The sequence below is a fragment of the Bradyrhizobium sp. AZCC 2176 genome, assembly GCF_036924645.1.
Taxonomy (GTDB): domain Bacteria; phylum Pseudomonadota; class Alphaproteobacteria; order Rhizobiales; family Xanthobacteraceae; genus Bradyrhizobium.
Genome location: NZ_JAZHRX010000001.1, coordinates 6,072,621 through 6,086,982, shown reverse-complemented (window position 1 = coordinate 6,086,982; position 14,362 = coordinate 6,072,621). Strand labels below are relative to the sequence as shown.

Below are 14,362 nucleotides of genomic sequence, written 5' to 3'. Positions count from 1 at the left end.
AACAGGCAGGCGATCTTGGGCAAGCGATCTTGGGAAGGCATTTTGCATACAACCGGTTCCGTGTGGTCGTCTCACATTGCTCGCAACTGTCGCAACCGGGTGACAGTTTTTGAGCCAGAATCCGGATAAATTTTGATCAGGCTTTCGATACTTCATCCGCAGTTCGATGCTCCATCCGCGCATGTCGCCGGCGCAACTTACAGGGGGGAATGACAATGAAGAAACTGGTAGTCGCTGCTTCCATCCTTGCCGCCAGCGCGGTGAACGCGTTCGCCGCCGACATGCCGGCACGCATCGCGAAGGCGCCCGTGGTACCCCCGGTCGTTACCTATGATTGGTCCGGTATCTATGTCGGCGGCGCGGTTGGCGGCGCCTGGCACGATACCGCCGGAAACTTCTTCAATACTCCCTTCCTCTGGAGCACCGGTAACAGCGACGCCGCTTTGATTTACGGCGGCTTTGCCGGAATCCAGAAGCAGTGGGGCAATTTCGTCCTCGGTATCGAAGGCGGTTACAACGCCCTCGACAACGGCTTTAACACCACCGCCGGCACTGGCGTCCTCGGCTCCTGCAACTTGCTCGTTGGCTTTTCCTGCCAAAGCCGCATCAACAACATCTGGTATATCGGTGGGCGGGTCGGTTATGCCTGGAACCGCTTCATGGTGTATGGCCAGGGCGGCTACGCGCAGGCTGACATCGACACCCAGATCCTCGCCAACGCAACCGGCATTACGTCGGACCATGCCGGCGCCACGCATGGCGGTTGGTATGCCGGCGTTGGTGCCGAATACGCCGTTCTCGACAACCTGATTCTTGGCATCGACTACAAGCACTACGAGTTCGACAGCAAGCAGCACAATTGTAATCTGGCGTTGGTGACCTGCACTCCTGGAGGGGTGACCTTCCGCAACGTCGATGCGGATGTCGACGCTGTGATGGCTCGGGTGAGCTACAAGTTCAATCCGTGGCCGACCGGGCCGGTCGTGGCGAGGTACTGATCCAGGTAGTACTCAAAACCTGAGACGATGGAAAAGCCCCGGCCTTGGCCGGGGCTTTTTCGTGGAGGCGAGGATCCGGCAAGTCCTTTTGATTACCCCATGACGGAATACCCGCCATCGACGGGAATCGCGGTGCCGGTGACAAAATCGGACGCGGGCGAGGCGAGGAAGATCGCGATCCCGGCAAAATCATCGATGGTGCCCCAGCGCGCCGCGGGCGTGCGCGCCAGCACCCGGTCGTGCAGGCCGTCGATCTCCGTGCGGGCGCGCTTGGTCAAATCCGTGTCGATCCAGCCCGGCAGCACGGCGTTGGCCTGGATGTTGTCGGCGGCCCAGGCGCAGGCGCAGGATCGTGTGAACTGCACGATGCCGCCTTTGCTGGCGGCATAGGCCGGCGTGAAGCTGGCGCCGAAGATCGACATCATCGAGCCGATATTGATGATCTTGCCGCCGCCGGCCGCCTTCATGGCGGGATAGACCGCCTGCGAGCACAGGAAGGCGCTGGTGAGGTTGGTCTGGATCACGCTGTTCCACTCGGCGATATCGAGCGCGTGCGGCGGCTTGCGAATATTGATGCCGGCATTGTTGACGAGGATGTCGATCCGGCCGAGCTCGCCGGCGACGCGGTCAGCCATGGCGGCGACAGCGGCCTTGTCGGTGACGTCAGCCGCGACCGCAATCGCCCTGGCGCCGCCTTGCGCCAACTCTGCGACCGCGGCGGCTGATTTGGCCTCGTTGCGGCCAATGATGGCAACCGCCGCGCCGGCCTGTGCGAGGCCCCGGGCCATGCCGAGCCCGATGCCGCCATTGCCGCCGGTGACGATGGCGACCTTGCCTGAGAGATCGAATAGCTTTGTGTTCATTGATTTCCTCCCTCCGCGTCATGGCCGGGCTGGTCCCGGCCATCCACGTCTTAACGGTGAGCAGAAGGGAAGACGTGGATGCCCGGCACAAGGCCGGGCATGACGATTCTCATCTGCGACCGTCCCAGTACCATTTAGCGGTTGCCCTGCCAGATCAGGATCAGGCCGACGGCGCCGAGCACGGCGCCATATCCCGCCCATTGCAGTTGATTGATCATGAAGCTCGATGGCGGCCAGCGGATGACGCCGATGCCCTGACCGATCCACAACAGGCCGATGGCAAGCGCCAGAAAGCCGATGATCGAAAGCGATCTGGCCATGGATGTCCTCCCGTCGCCGCTTGCGGCCGTTGGCTCCCCGAGAGCTGGTCCACTGGACGATTGCCAGCGGCGGCCATGCCTTGCGATCCAATACAATGCCGGTCAGTGCCGCAAGGCCAGAGTCGCGCCGAAGGGGAGAGTCGAGAGGAGTGAAACCAGATCCAGACAACAAAAAAGCCCCGGACGATGCCGGGGCTTTTAGGCTGCTAGTCAGCAGAGATCAGTACTTGGCCTGGATCGGAGCGCCGCCCCAGTTGAAGCGGTAGACCAGCGAGGTGCTGATGGTCTGTGTCCAGGGCTTGAAGGTGACGGCGTTACCGGTCGGAAGACCGGTCGCGGTAGCCGTCTCCGGAAGAGAGATCCGGTCATAAAACGCCGACCGATATTCGGTCTTCATGAACCAGCCAGGTGCGGAGATACCAAAGATGTCGAGATTGTTTTCGACGCCGCCGCCAATGAACCAGCCATTACGTTGGAAGGAGCCCGTGGTGGCAACAGTCGGACCGCCGCCCGCAGCCATCGTCGACATATTCGTGCCCGACCACTCCGAGCCCGAGTAACCGCCGTTCACGTAGGACAACACGTTCGGAGCAACCAAGTAACCAACTCTCACGCCAGCAGCGTAGCTGGTCTTGAGCTTCTCGCGGCCTTCGATATCGAAGTCCGGATCGCTCAGCGAGCCACGGATGTCTCCGAATTGTCCGTCACCGAAGATACCAGCCACCCACCGGCCACCGAATTGCCAGTCGTAGCCGATACCAACCGTACCGAACCAGCCGCTGCCACCCAGACGCTGATCTCGGGTGATGGCAACGGCTCCGGGGAAGGTCTGCACGTTGCTGTCGGCATTCCACAATCCGCCGCCGCCACCGCCGAAGATGTAGAAGCCGGTCCAGTTGTAGGCCGCAGCGACCGGCGCAGGCGCCTTGGTGTAAGGACGGGCGCCGAGGTCGGCGGCCGAGGCCGATCCGGTGAATGCCGCCAGCGCGGTCAGAGCGAGCAGTACCTTTTTCATTTTCAATCCCTCAGTCCAGAAGCGTCAAATCTGATCGCTCTAACGATGCGCGAGCACCCGATTCCCAAAACCCAGTGTCGTGACTATACGCAGTTCCGCCCAAAAAGCTGTTGCGGGGGGAACACACCAGTCCGAAAACGAAGTACGGAGAAAAGCCTCAAAAACGGGCAGATTCCGGCGTTAACCGGCCCAGAGGGCCGGAAATCGCCCGAAATTCGTCACTACCGGTAAAATCACACGTCCAGCAGGTCGTCGCTGGCGAATTCCGCCTTGTCGGAGATGAAGGCGAATCTGGCTTCGGCCTTGGTTCCCATCAGCCGCTCGACCGAATCGGCGGTACCGTCGCGATCGTCGGCCAAAAGCACCACGCGGAGCAGCGTGCGCTTGGCGGGGTCCATGGTGGTCTCCTTGAGCTGCGCCGGCATCATTTCGCCAAGGCCTTTGAAGCGGTTGACCTCGACCTTGGCGTTGGCGTTGAACTCGCTCTTCAAGAGCACATCCTTGTGTGCATCGTTGCGTGCATAGACCGACTTGCTGCCGTGGGTCAGTTTGTAGAGCGGCGGCACTGCGAGATAGAGATGCCCTTCGTCGATCAGGCGCGGGGTCTGGCGGTAGAAGAACGTGATCAGCAATGATGCGATATGCGCGCCGTCGACGTCGGCGTCGGTCATGATGATGATGCGCGAATAGCGCAGATCCTCTTCGCGATAATGCGCCAGCGTCCCGCAGCCGATCGCCTGCATCAGGTCGGCGAGCTGTGCATTCGCGGTCAGCTTGTCCTTGCCGGCGGAGGCGACGTTGAGGATTTTTCCGCGCAGGGGCAGCACGGCCTGGGTCTTGCGGTCGCGCGCCTGCTTGGCGCTGCCGCCGGCCGAGTCGCCCTCGACGATGAAGAGCTCGGAGCCTTCGGTTGCGGTGTTGGTGCAGTCGGCGAGCTTGCCGGGCAGGCGCAGCTTCTTCACCGCGGTCTTGCGCGAGGTCTCCTTTTCGGCGCGGCGGCGCAGCCGCTCGTCGGCGCGCTCGATGACGAAATCCAGCAGCTTGTTGGCCTGCAGCGGATTACCCGACAGCCAATGATCGAACGGGTCCTTGATCGCCTGTTCGACGATCTTCTGGGCTTCGGCGGTGGCGAGCCGATCCTTGGTCTGGCCCTGGAATTCCGGCTCACGCACGAACACCGAGAGCATGACGGCGGCGCCGACCATGACGTCTTCCGAGGTGACGGGTGCAGCGCGCTTGCCCTGGCCGATGCGCTCGGCGTGATCCTTCAGGCCGCGCAGCATCGCGCTGCGCATGCCGGATTCATGGGTGCCGCCGTCGGGCGTCGGCACCGTGTTGCAATAGGAGGAGAGGAAGCCGTCGGCATCCGCGGTCCACGCCACCGCCCATTCGCAGGCGCCATGGGCGCCGTTGCGTCCCGATTTACCGGAGAAGATATCCGGATGCACCAGCGTGTCGGCGTGGATGGCGGCACCGAGATAATCCTTCAGGCCGCCGGGGAAGTGGAAACTATCCTCGGCGGGCACGTCCTCGATGCCCTTCAACAGCGCGGGATCGCAGCGCCAGCGGATCTCGACGCCGCCGAACAGGTAGGCTTTCGAGCGCGTCATCTTGAACAGGCGCTGCGGCTTGAAGCTTGCCTTGGCGCCGAAGATGTCGGTGTCCGGCTTGAAGCGGATGCGGGTGCCGCGGCGGTTGTTGATCTTGCCGAGATCCTCCAGCTTGCCCTTGGGGTGGCCGCGCTCAAAGCTCATCCGGTAGAGTTTTTGGCTGCGCGCGACCTCGACCTCGAGCCGCGAGGAGAGGGCGTTGACCACGGAGACGCCGACGCCGTGCAGGCCGCCCGAGGTCTCATAGACCTTGGAGTCGAACTTGCCGCCGGAATGCAGCGTGCACATGATGACTTCGAGCGCGGACTTCTTCGGAAATTTCGGATGCGGATCGACCGGGATGCCGCGGCCGTTGTCGGTCACGGTCAAAAATCCGTCGGCGCTCAGTTCCACCTCGATGAACGAGGCGTGCCCGGCCAGCGCCTCGTCCATGGCGTTGTCGATGACTTCGGCGAACAGATGATGCAGCGCCTTTTCGTCGGTGCCGCCGATATACATGCCGGGGCGGCGGCGCACCGGCTCCAGTCCTTCCAGCACTTCGATGTCGGCCGCGGTATAGCCGGCCTCGGCGCTGGCCGCCCGCGACGCGGCCTTGGGCACAACGCGGCCCTTCGGTTCCGTTCCAAAAAGATCGTTGGCGGATTTGGCTTTTGTAGCTGATTTCAATGGCTTGGACATGGCTCTTTGTGTGTTGCACGCAGCATGGCGTGCCGAATCGGTTACGCTGACTATGCCATGGATGGGCTCAAAAAGTGACGGCTGGGCTGGAAAGCCTCGCGGCCGGGCGGGACCGGAGGGTTAACAGTATCTCAATGCCAGCGAGGGCTTCCCCTTGCGTTCGCGTTAGGGTTGCCCGAATGTTTTGGCGGGTGGGGGAGCGTACATGATCATCAGACTATTGCTGACTGCCGCGATCGCGGCACCGTGTGTCGGTTTGCCCCTGCAACCGGTCGCGCCGCAGAGCTGACTGCATTCGCGGATGATTCGAAGTGGCGGGTTTCTCGACTCAGGTCTTGGCGAGATATGCAGCGCGGTGCCATCCGGCCCCGGGGCAAGCCGCCCGTGGATCACAATCCATGTCCGCCTTTGTGACTTGATGTCGCGGAAGCGGCCGGCTTACCTGTTCTTCCCGGCGGAACCGGTAGAAAGGTTCAAAGACAGGAATCGGGGCGGAAAGGGCTCGGAATGGATGATTATGTGCGTGCTCTGGCTGATTTCGTGCGCGACAATCAGGCCTGGGCCGTCCCAATCGTCCTGTTGCTGGCGTTCGGCGAATCGCTGGCCTTCATCTCGCTGCTGGTGCCGGCCTGGGGCGCACTGGTCGCGATCGGCGCGCTGATCGGCGTCAGCGGCATCAGCTTCTGGCCGGTCTGGCTGGCCGGCGGGCTGGGTGCTGCGCTCGGCGACTGGGTCTCCTACTGGTTCGGCTACCGCTACAAGGAGCACGTCGCCGAGATGTGGCCGCTGTCGCGCTATCCCGAGATCCTGCCGCGCGGCGAGGAGTTCGTGAAAAAATGGGGCGTGCCCTCGATCTTCATCGGCCGCTTCTTCGGGCCGCTGCGGGCCTCAGTGCCGCTCGCGGCCGGCATTTTCGAGATGTCCTACTGGCCGTTCCAGATCGCCAATTTCGTCTCGGCGCTGATCTGGTCGGCCGTCCTGCTGCTGGTCGGCGATGTGATGGGCAAGCTCGCCGAATGGCTATGGCGGGCGGCGTAGGGGCTGGCCGGAATAAGCTGATGACGGGGGTGTTAGCCCAACATGCGTAGACCGGAGCATCTTCGCGTTGCCGTCGCGAAGCCGTCGTCGCGCGTTCGCAGAAGCGCTGATAGATCCATCGTTTCACTGGGAGGACATCACATGGAATTAACACGTCGTCACGCACTCGCCGGAGCCGCTGCGCTCGCCGCTACGCCCTTGCTGCCGCAAGCACCCGCCAAGGCCGCCGCGCCGGCGGCGGACAAGCAGGCGCCGAGTTTTTATCGCTACAAGGTGGGCGACGCCCAGGTGACGGCGATCTCCGACGGCGTCAACAATTTCGCGCTGCCCGACACGTTCGTGCTCAACGCCAAGAAGGACGAAGTCAACGCGGCGCTCGAAAAGGCCTTCATGCCGAAGGACAAGATGTCGATCCAGTTCGCGCCGCTGGTCATCAACACCGGCGGCAAGCTGGTGGTGGTCGACACCGGCAACGGCGCCGCCGCCTTTGCATCGAGCAAGGGCAATGTCGGCCAGTTCGGCGCCAACATGGTCGCCGCCGGCTTCGATCCCAAGGCGGTCGACATCGTCGTGATCTCGCACTTCCATGGCGACCACATCAACGGCCTGCTGACCGCCGAGAACACGCTCGCATTCCCCAACGCCGAGGTGCTCGTTCCCGCGACGGAGTGGAAGTACTTCATGGACGACGGCGAGATGAGCCGTGCGCCCGAAGGGCGGATGCAGACCGTGTTCAAGAACGCCCGCCGCGTGTTCGAGGCGGGGCTGAAAAAGAAGGTGACGCCCTATGAGTGGGGCAAGGAAGTCGCTCCCGGACTGACGGCGATGGAAACCATCGGCCACACGCCGGGGCACACCTCCTACGTTCTCGCCTCGGGCTCAGACAAGGTGTTCATCCAGTCCGACGTCACCAATCTGCCGGCGCTGTTCGTCGCCAATCCGGGCTGGCACCTGATGTTCGACCAGGATCCAGCGCTGGCGGAAAAGACCCGGCGCCGGGTCTACGACATGCTGGTCGCCGACAAAATGCGGGTCCAGGGCTTCCACTATCCGTTCCCGGCCAATGGCTTCGTCGAGAAAGACGGCAATGGTTACCGGCTGATCCCGGCGCCGTGGAATCCGGTGATCTGATCCCAAGTGTCATTCCAGGGCGCGCGCAGCGCGAACCCGGAATCCAGAGGTTTTCGAGCACGAGATTCCGGGTTCGCGCGCATTGCGCACGCCCCGGAATGACCTCCCATAACTTCCGGAATGGCAGTCATAACTTGACGTGTGGCGGGCGCGGCCTTATAGCCGCGCCCATGACTATCGCCGCGACCATGACCATCGCTCGCCGCCGCCGCATGTCAGCGGTATGGGCGGACGTCTGCGTTTGAGATCGTCGCCCCTGCCGCCGGATCGGGTCCCGCGGCTTCTTCCTTTTCCAGAAAACGCGGTCTGAACTGGCGGCTCCTACGTCAAGCAGGAGTTTGAGATGTATACGCCTCCACCGTTCAAGTCCGACCGCGCCGCGAGCCTGGCGTTCGCGGAAGCGCGCGGATTTGGGCTGGCCTGCGCATGGGACGGCAACAAGCCGGTCGCCTCGTCGCTGCCGTTCTATCTGACTTCGGCCAATGACGGCACGCCGCGCGCGGCCTTTCACGTTGCACGTCACAATCCGCTGGTAAAGCTCGCGGACGGGACGACGTCGTGGCTGCTGGCCGTCACTGGCGCGGATGCCTATGTGTCGCCGGACTGGTACGTCTCGCCAGACCAGGTGCCGACCTGGCTCTATCAGGCGGTACATCTGACGGGCCCGGTGCGGGCGATGTCCGACGACGAACTCGCCGCGCAGATCGAGGCGCTCAGCGCCAAGTTCGAAGCGCGGCTGTTGCCGAAAAAGCCGTGGCTGTCGTCGAAGATGACAGCCGGGCGGCTGGAAGCGATGAAGAAAGCGATCGTGGGCCTTGAGATGACGGTTGAAGAGGTCGAGGGCAGCTTCAAGCTGAACCAGCACAAATCCGAGACCGACTATGCGGCGGTTGCAGGGTCGCTTGCCGCGCGGGCCGATGCCGGCGCGCAGCAGATTGCGCATTTGATGAAAGAGGCGCGGCCGCAGGCCTTTGCCGACGAAACCAACCAGCTCGAGAGGAGCGAGCCATGACCCTCACCGATGGCCAGCAGCCCAAGACCGGCAGCAAGACCGCCGACGCCGCGACCAGGCCCGCCGTGTTCGTTGACGGCGCGTCCGGAACGACGGGGCTCGGCATTCAGGAACGCCTGCGGCTGCAGAACGGCGTCGTCGTGAAGAGCATCGCTGAGGAGAAGCGCAAGGATGCCGGCGTCAAGCGCGCGCTGATGGAGGAGGTCGATCTCGTCATCCTCTGCCTGCCTGACGATGCCGCCAAGGAAACCGTTGCCCTGATCGACAGCATGGGCGCTTCGGCGCCCAAGGTGCTCGACGCGTCGACGGCTTTTCGAGTGGCGAGCGACTGGACGTACGGCTTTCCCGAGCTCACGCCGGACCAGGCCGACAAGATCCGGAGCGCGCGCAAGGTTTCGAATCCCGGCTGCTATCCGACCGGCGGGATTGCGTTGCTGCGGCCGCTGGTCGATGCGGGTCTCATGCCTGCGGACTATCCGGTCACCATCAACGCGGTCAGCGGCTATTCGGGCGGCGGCAAGTCGATGATCGCGAGTTTTGAGGATGGCAGCGCGCCGTCCTTCGAATTGTATGGCCTCGGCTTCGAGCACAAGCATCTGCCGGAGACGCAGCTTTACTCAAAGCTGACGCGGCGGCCGATCTTCGTGCCGTCGGTCGGCAATTACCGGCAGGGCATGCTGGTCTCGGTGCCGCTGCATCTCGACACGCTGACGGGCAAACCCAGCGGAGCCGACTTGCACGCCGCGCTGGCGAAGCGCTACGCCGGCAGCACCTACGTCGCGGTGATGCCGATCGAGAACGCGGCGGCCAAGGGCGGGCGGATCGAGCCGGAGGCGCTCAACGAGACCAACAGACTGGAGCTTTACGTCTTTGCCAGCGACAAGCATCGTCAGGCAGTGCTGGTCGCGCGGCTCGACAATCTGGGCAAGGGCGCGTCGGGTGCCGCCGTGCAGAACATGCGGCTGATGCTGGGCGTTGCCGAGAAATAGATGACGCCTGCAAATGACGCCGGAAAGGAACGCGTGATGGGCTCGAAGAAGAATATCGGCATTCTCGGCGCCTCAGGTTACACCGGGGCCGACGCGGTACGCCTGTTGGCGCGGCATCCGAATGCCGAGATCACGGCTCTGACCGCCAATACCCATGCCGGAAAGTCGATGGGCGACGTGTTTCCGCATTTCTTCATGCTGGACCTGCCAAAACTGGTGGAATGGGAAAAGGTCGACTGGACCGGCCTCGATGCGGTGTTCTGCGGGCTGCCGCACGGCACCACGCAGGAGATCATCGCCGCCGTCCTCAAGGCCAACCCGAAGATCAAGGTTCTCGACATGTCGGCCGACTTCCGGCTGCGTAACAAGGACACCTATGCGCAATGGTACGGCCACGAGCACCGGGCGCTCGAACTGCAAGGCGAAGCCGTCTATGGCCTGACCGAGTTCTATCGCGAGAAGATCGCTGCGGCGCGGCTGGTCGCTTGTCCCGGCTGCTATCCCACCGCGGCGCTGCTCGCGCTGGTGCCGCTGGCGAAGGCAAAACTGATCGACATCGACGACATCGTCATCGATGCAAAATCGGGTGTCACCGGCGCCGGGCGCGGACTGAAGCAGAACACGCTGTTCAGCGAGGCGGGCGAGGGGCTGTCGCCCTATTCGGTCGGCACCCACCGGCACGCGCCCGAGATCGAGCAGGAGATCGGCGTCGCCGCCGGCTCGGCGGTGACGGTCAACTTCACGCCGCATCTTATCCCGATGGCGCGCGGCGAACTCTGCACGTCTTACGTCAAGCTCAACGGCGCGACGCCGGACGATCTGCGGACCGCACTGGAGAAGGCTTACGCCAACGAACCCTTCGTGCATGTGACCAGGAAAGGCGTGCTGCCGCAGACCCAGAACGTGCGCGGTTCCAACTATGTGCAGATCGGCGTCGTCGCCGACCGCATCAAGAACCGGGCGATCGTCATTTCCACGCTCGACAATCTGGTGAAGGGTTCGGCTGGACAGGCGATCCAGAACATGAACCTGATGTTCGGTCTTCCCGAGACGGCAGGGCTGGAACAGATCGCGCTGTTCCCTTGACACGAGGTGCCGCAGTGGACGAAGCGACGTTGCAGTTCTACCGCGGCAACGCCGAGGCCTACGCCAGGCGCACATTCACCTCGCGCCAGGCGCGGCTGATAGCGTTTCTGGCACAGCTTTCGCCGGGCGCGTCCATTCTCGAACTCGGCTGCGGCGCTGGCGGCGACACCGCGGAAATGCTGGCGCGCGGGTTCGAGGTGCGCGCGACAGACGGATCGCCGGAAATGGCTGATGTCGCGTCAAAGCATCTCGGCCGCACGGTCGAGACGCTGCTGTTTCATGACCTCGACGCGGTCGAGGCCTATGACGCCGTGTGGGCCAATGCCTGCCTGCTGCATGTGCCGAGGACAGAGCTTGCGGATGTTCTTGCGCGGATCTGGCGCGCGCTGAAGCCTGCGGGCGTCTTCTACGCCAGTTACAAGGAAGGCGATGGCGACGGCCGCGACACGCTCGATCGCTACTACAATTATCCGTCGCCGGACTGGTTGCGCGCGACTTATGCCGAGGCGGCGAACTGGAACTCGTTGTCGATCGAAAGCGGCGAAGTCATCGGATTCGACGACAAGATGGCGACGATGCTGTTTGTCGTGGCTCGAAAAGGCGACTGAAGAACGGCTTCTAAGTCTGCGATATTGCCCGCATATTGCCGCAGTTCGTCGCACGAGAAATCCTCCGGAGGATGTGGCCGTCCAGCTACAGCTTTAGGATACGAATCCGGTAAGCACGTTCCGAGTACCGACAGCGCGTGTGTCGGATGTTCTGGGAATGCCGGACTGGGAATGCCGTAAATGAAGATGAAGAAGTACTTGCTGGCCACCGCTCTCGTTGGCCTGGGATCCGCCCCGACGCTTGCCGCAGACCTCATCGCCCGGCCTTACACCAAAGCCCCCGCATTGGCCGCCGTCTACGACTGGACCGGCTTTTACATCGGCGTCAACGCCGGCGTCGGTCTCGGCCGCGATCGCTTTCAGCACGACGTCCTCGGCGTTGGATCGGTCTATTCGTTCTACGTCTCGCCGCAGGGCGGCTTCGGCGGCGGCCAGATCGGCTACAATTGGCAGACCGGTTCGGCGCTCGGACCGATCGTCTTCGGTGTCGAGGCGGATATCCAGGGCGCTGGCCTGAGCGATGATCGCACCACCTTCAACGAGGCCGTCGTCGCAAGAAACTATAGCCAGAAGCTCGATTGGTTCGGGACCGCGCGCGGGCGTATCGGCATCGCGAATGGTCCGGTGCTGAGCTATGTGACCGCCGGCTATACATTCGGAAGCGTCAAGACCAATGCGAGCGCGGCATTCGGCGGCTTCACAAACACATTCTCGAACGAGCGCACGCAGGGCGGATGGGTGGTTGGCAGCGGCGTCGAAGCCGCGCTGGGCGGCAACTGGACCGGAAAGATTGAGTATCTCTACCTCAATCTCGGCAACCACAGCGACATTGCCACGCTCGGTGCCGCGACCCCGATCAACACCGAACTTCGCGAGAACATTTTCCGGGTTGGTCTGAACTATCGGATCGGTGGCAAGGGTTATGCGCCGGTCGTTGCCGCCAACTGGGCCGGGTTCTATCTCGGCGGCAATTTCGGTTCCGGCACCGGGCGGGACCGCAGCACTTTGAACCTGCCGGCGATCGGCGTTTTCCAGACGTTCAACCTGGCGCCCGACGGCATCAATGGCGGCATCCAGGCGGGCTACAACTGGCAGGCGGCCAATTGGGTATTCGGCCTGGAGGCCGATATTCAGGGCAGCACCCAGCAAGACGACAAGACGTGCGTCCTCTCCTGCATACCGGGAGGGGTGACGGCGGCCTACGACGCCACGCTGCCGTGGTTCGGCACGGTGCGCGGGCGGCTGGGCTATTCGGTCGGCTCGACCCTGTTCTATGCGACCGGTGGTCTCGCCTACGGCAGCATCAAGACCAAGATCGCCACGACCTCCTTTGTCGGCCCGGTGACGCAATCGTTCTCGCACACCAATACGGGCTGGACCGCGGGTGCAGGCATCGAAACGCCGTTTACCCTGCTGGGATTGCTGGGCCCGAACTGGACGACCAAGACCGAATATCTCTATGTCGACCTTGGCTCGACGTCGGACAGCTTCGTCTTCGGCGCTGTCCCGGCGACGACCACCCGATCCGTGACCGAGCACGTCTTCCGCACCGGGATCAACTATCACTTCAATTCGCCGGTCGTTGCGAAGTATTGAGCGCTGTTTGAGAGGCGCGAATGAAGAAACCCCGGGATCAAGCCCCCGGGGTTTTTTCGTTTTCGAGGTGGACGGACGCCTCAGAAAATCTTGAAGATCGGTAGCGCGCCCGCAGGGCCTGGGTGGCGCCGTCATCAAACTGACATGCAAAATATGCTTGGGATCGCGGTTGCATTTTAGTTCGGAGAACGAATGCGGTTTCCTGATTCCGGCAAACATATCATCGGTGTCCTGCTTACCCTTGCAATCGCGCAAGTCATTGGATGGGGCACGGTCGGCCTTCTTGCCGTCATCGGCGCGCGAGTTGCCGCCGATCTTCACATGGACATCGCGGCGGTATTCGCCGGCAGCTCGATCTTTTACGTGGTCATGGGCCTGTGGGCTCCCATTCTGGCAAAGGCATTCACGCGATTTGGAGCCCGCCGGGTGATGATCGCCGGGACCGTTATCGGCGCACCGGGATTCGTCCTGCTGTCGCTTGCACACGGCCCCGTGCTGTATTGCACGGCATGGGTCATCCTCGGTACAGCCGGCAGCGCAACGCTGACCACAGCGGCCTATATCCTGCTCAATGAGATTGCGGGCCGGAACGCACGGAGCGCGATCGGTGCTCTCATGCTGGTAACCGGCCTTTCGAGCAGTATTTTTTGGCCAACCACCGCGTTTCTTTCGGACGCGGCGGGCTGGCGTGCGACTTGTCTGGTCTATGCCGGTACGCTGCTACTCGTGTGCCTTCCGCTCTACGCGTTCGGATTGCCGCGTCGAACCGAACTGACAGATGAAGCCGGCACGGCAGCGCCGCCGGCGAGCGAGTCCGCCACCGTGCGGAAAAGCACGTTCTACCTGATCGTATCGGCGATCGCGTTGAATGCTTTCGTTACCTTTGGGTTCAGCGCTGTGCTGATAGAGTTGCTGAAGACCGAGGGCCTATCGCCGCCGGAGGCCGTCGCCTTCGGCTCGATGTTGGGCGTGATTCAGGTCAGTGCCCGGGCTCTCGATTTTCTCGGCGGCGCACGATGGGATGGGGTCACGACGGGCTTGTTGGCCGGCCTCGCGCTGCCTGTGGCAATGTTGCTTCTGATGATGAGCGGCGGATCGCATTGGACGATCGCAGGATTCATTCTGCTGTATGGCCTGGGCAGCGGCGCCTTCGCGGTCGCGCGTGCGACGATACCCCTGGTGTTCTACGACAAAGCGGAGTTTGCCAAAGCGACGTCGCGCATTGCGTTGCCGCTCAATCTCATCTCCGCAGCTTCGCCTCCGATTCTCGTCGGCCTGCTGACGCATTTTGGCAGCAACGCGCTCCTTGGCCTCGCGATGCTATGTTCGTGTGGTGCCTTCTTGATCCTGCTTTGGCTCAGCCGCCGCCGTCCGGCAATCGGAGCGACCGCGGCGATCTGACGAGCATGTTGCGAAAC

General features: G+C 62.8%; 13 protein-coding genes. 9 read left to right on the top strand and 4 right to left on the bottom strand.

Going from position 1 to position 14,362, the window contains the following annotated elements; translation table 11 throughout:
• Positions 1-215: 215 nt before the first annotated feature.
• Positions 216-998: an outer membrane protein gene (locus tag V1288_RS28705; protein ID WP_334360223.1), complete on the top strand. Its 783-nt coding sequence runs from the start codon at positions 216-218 to the stop codon at positions 996-998.
• Between the two features lie 92 nt (positions 999-1,090).
• Here the strand turns inward: V1288_RS28705 and V1288_RS28700 are convergent, their stop codons facing one another.
• From V1288_RS28700 to parE, 4 genes are all read right to left on the bottom strand, one after another.
• On the bottom strand, positions 1,091-1,861 hold the full coding sequence (locus tag V1288_RS28700; protein WP_334360222.1) for an SDR family NAD(P)-dependent oxidoreductase: 771 nt from the start codon (positions 1,859-1,861) through the stop codon (positions 1,091-1,093).
• Between the two features lie 134 nt (positions 1,862-1,995).
• Complete coding sequence (locus tag V1288_RS28695) at positions 1,996-2,181, bottom strand: hypothetical protein (RefSeq protein ID WP_334360221.1); 186 nt, start codon at positions 2,179-2,181, stop codon at positions 1,996-1,998.
• A 220-nt stretch (positions 2,182-2,401) separates the two neighbouring features.
• A complete protein-coding gene (locus V1288_RS28690) occupies positions 2,402-3,196 on the bottom strand; it encodes an outer membrane protein (RefSeq protein ID WP_334360220.1) in 795 nt (264 codons plus the stop codon).
• A 233-nt stretch (positions 3,197-3,429) separates the two neighbouring features.
• Positions 3,430-5,484: a DNA topoisomerase IV subunit B gene (gene parE, locus V1288_RS28685; protein ID WP_334360219.1), complete on the bottom strand. Its 2,055-nt coding sequence runs from the start codon at positions 5,482-5,484 to the stop codon at positions 3,430-3,432.
• 507 nt (positions 5,485-5,991) lie between these two features.
• Here parE and V1288_RS28680 point away from each other — a divergent pair.
• From V1288_RS28680 to V1288_RS28645, 8 genes are all read left to right on the top strand, one after another.
• The gene (locus V1288_RS28680) at positions 5,992-6,522 is read left to right on the top strand and encodes a DedA family protein (protein ID WP_334360218.1); all 531 of its coding nucleotides are present in this window, start codon (positions 5,992-5,994) and stop codon (positions 6,520-6,522) included.
• Positions 6,523-6,663: 141 nt separating this feature from the next.
• Positions 6,664-7,653, top strand: a complete 990-nt coding sequence (locus V1288_RS28675; protein ID WP_334360217.1) for an MBL fold metallo-hydrolase — start codon at positions 6,664-6,666, stop codon at positions 7,651-7,653.
• Between the two features lie 343 nt (positions 7,654-7,996).
• A complete protein-coding gene (locus tag V1288_RS28670) occupies positions 7,997-8,665 on the top strand; it encodes an FMN-binding negative transcriptional regulator (protein WP_334360216.1) in 669 nt (222 codons plus the stop codon).
• Positions 8,662-9,654, top strand: coding sequence for an N-acetyl-gamma-glutamyl-phosphate reductase (argC, locus tag V1288_RS28665; protein WP_334360215.1), 993 nt, complete (start codon positions 8,662-8,664; stop codon positions 9,652-9,654). Before V1288_RS28670 ends, argC (V1288_RS28665) begins: the two co-directional genes overlap by 4 nt.
• A gap of 36 nt (positions 9,655-9,690) precedes the next feature.
• Positions 9,691-10,740: an N-acetyl-gamma-glutamyl-phosphate reductase gene (argC, locus tag V1288_RS28660; protein WP_334361428.1), complete on the top strand. Its 1,050-nt coding sequence runs from the start codon at positions 9,691-9,693 to the stop codon at positions 10,738-10,740.
• Positions 10,741-10,754: 14 nt separating this feature from the next.
• Positions 10,755-11,348 carry a class I SAM-dependent methyltransferase gene (locus V1288_RS28655; protein WP_334360214.1) on the top strand — a complete coding sequence of 198 codons (594 nt, stop codon included), beginning with the start codon at positions 10,755-10,757 and terminating at the stop codon, positions 11,346-11,348.
• Positions 11,349-11,534: 186 nt separating this feature from the next.
• Positions 11,535-12,944: an outer membrane protein gene (locus V1288_RS28650; RefSeq protein ID WP_334361427.1), complete on the top strand. Its 1,410-nt coding sequence runs from the start codon at positions 11,535-11,537 to the stop codon at positions 12,942-12,944.
• A gap of 192 nt (positions 12,945-13,136) precedes the next feature.
• Positions 13,137-14,345, top strand: a complete 1,209-nt coding sequence (locus V1288_RS28645) for an MFS transporter (RefSeq protein ID WP_334360213.1) — start codon at positions 13,137-13,139, stop codon at positions 14,343-14,345.
• The last annotated feature ends 17 nt before the right edge of the window (positions 14,346-14,362 follow it).

Bases quoted from the DNA above. Each gene is read 5' to 3' on its own strand.
- V1288_RS28705 (WP_334360223.1), top strand. From the start codon at position 216: ATGAAGAAACTGGTAGTCGCTGCTTCCATCCTTGCCGCCAGCGCGGTG.
- V1288_RS28700 (WP_334360222.1), bottom strand. From the start codon at position 1,861: ATGAACACAAAGCTATTCGATCTCTCAGGCAAGGTCGCCATCGTCACC.
- V1288_RS28695 (WP_334360221.1), bottom strand. From the start codon at position 2,181: ATGGCCAGATCGCTTTCGATCATCGGCTTTCTGGCGCTTGCCATCGGC.
- V1288_RS28690 (WP_334360220.1), bottom strand. From the start codon at position 3,196: ATGAAAAAGGTACTGCTCGCTCTGACCGCGCTGGCGGCATTCACCGGA.
- parE (WP_334360219.1), bottom strand. From the start codon at position 5,484: ATGTCCAAGCCATTGAAATCAGCTACAAAAGCCAAATCCGCCAACGAT.
- V1288_RS28680 (WP_334360218.1), top strand. From the start codon at position 5,992: ATGGATGATTATGTGCGTGCTCTGGCTGATTTCGTGCGCGACAATCAG.
- V1288_RS28675 (WP_334360217.1), top strand. From the start codon at position 6,664: ATGGAATTAACACGTCGTCACGCACTCGCCGGAGCCGCTGCGCTCGCC.
- V1288_RS28670 (WP_334360216.1), top strand. From the start codon at position 7,997: ATGTATACGCCTCCACCGTTCAAGTCCGACCGCGCCGCGAGCCTGGCG.
- argC (WP_334360215.1), top strand. From the start codon at position 8,662: ATGACCCTCACCGATGGCCAGCAGCCCAAGACCGGCAGCAAGACCGCC.
- argC (WP_334361428.1), top strand. From the start codon at position 9,691: ATGGGCTCGAAGAAGAATATCGGCATTCTCGGCGCCTCAGGTTACACC.
- V1288_RS28650 (WP_334361427.1), top strand. From the start codon at position 11,535: ATGAAGAAGTACTTGCTGGCCACCGCTCTCGTTGGCCTGGGATCCGCC.
- V1288_RS28645 (WP_334360213.1), top strand. From the start codon at position 13,137: ATGCGGTTTCCTGATTCCGGCAAACATATCATCGGTGTCCTGCTTACC.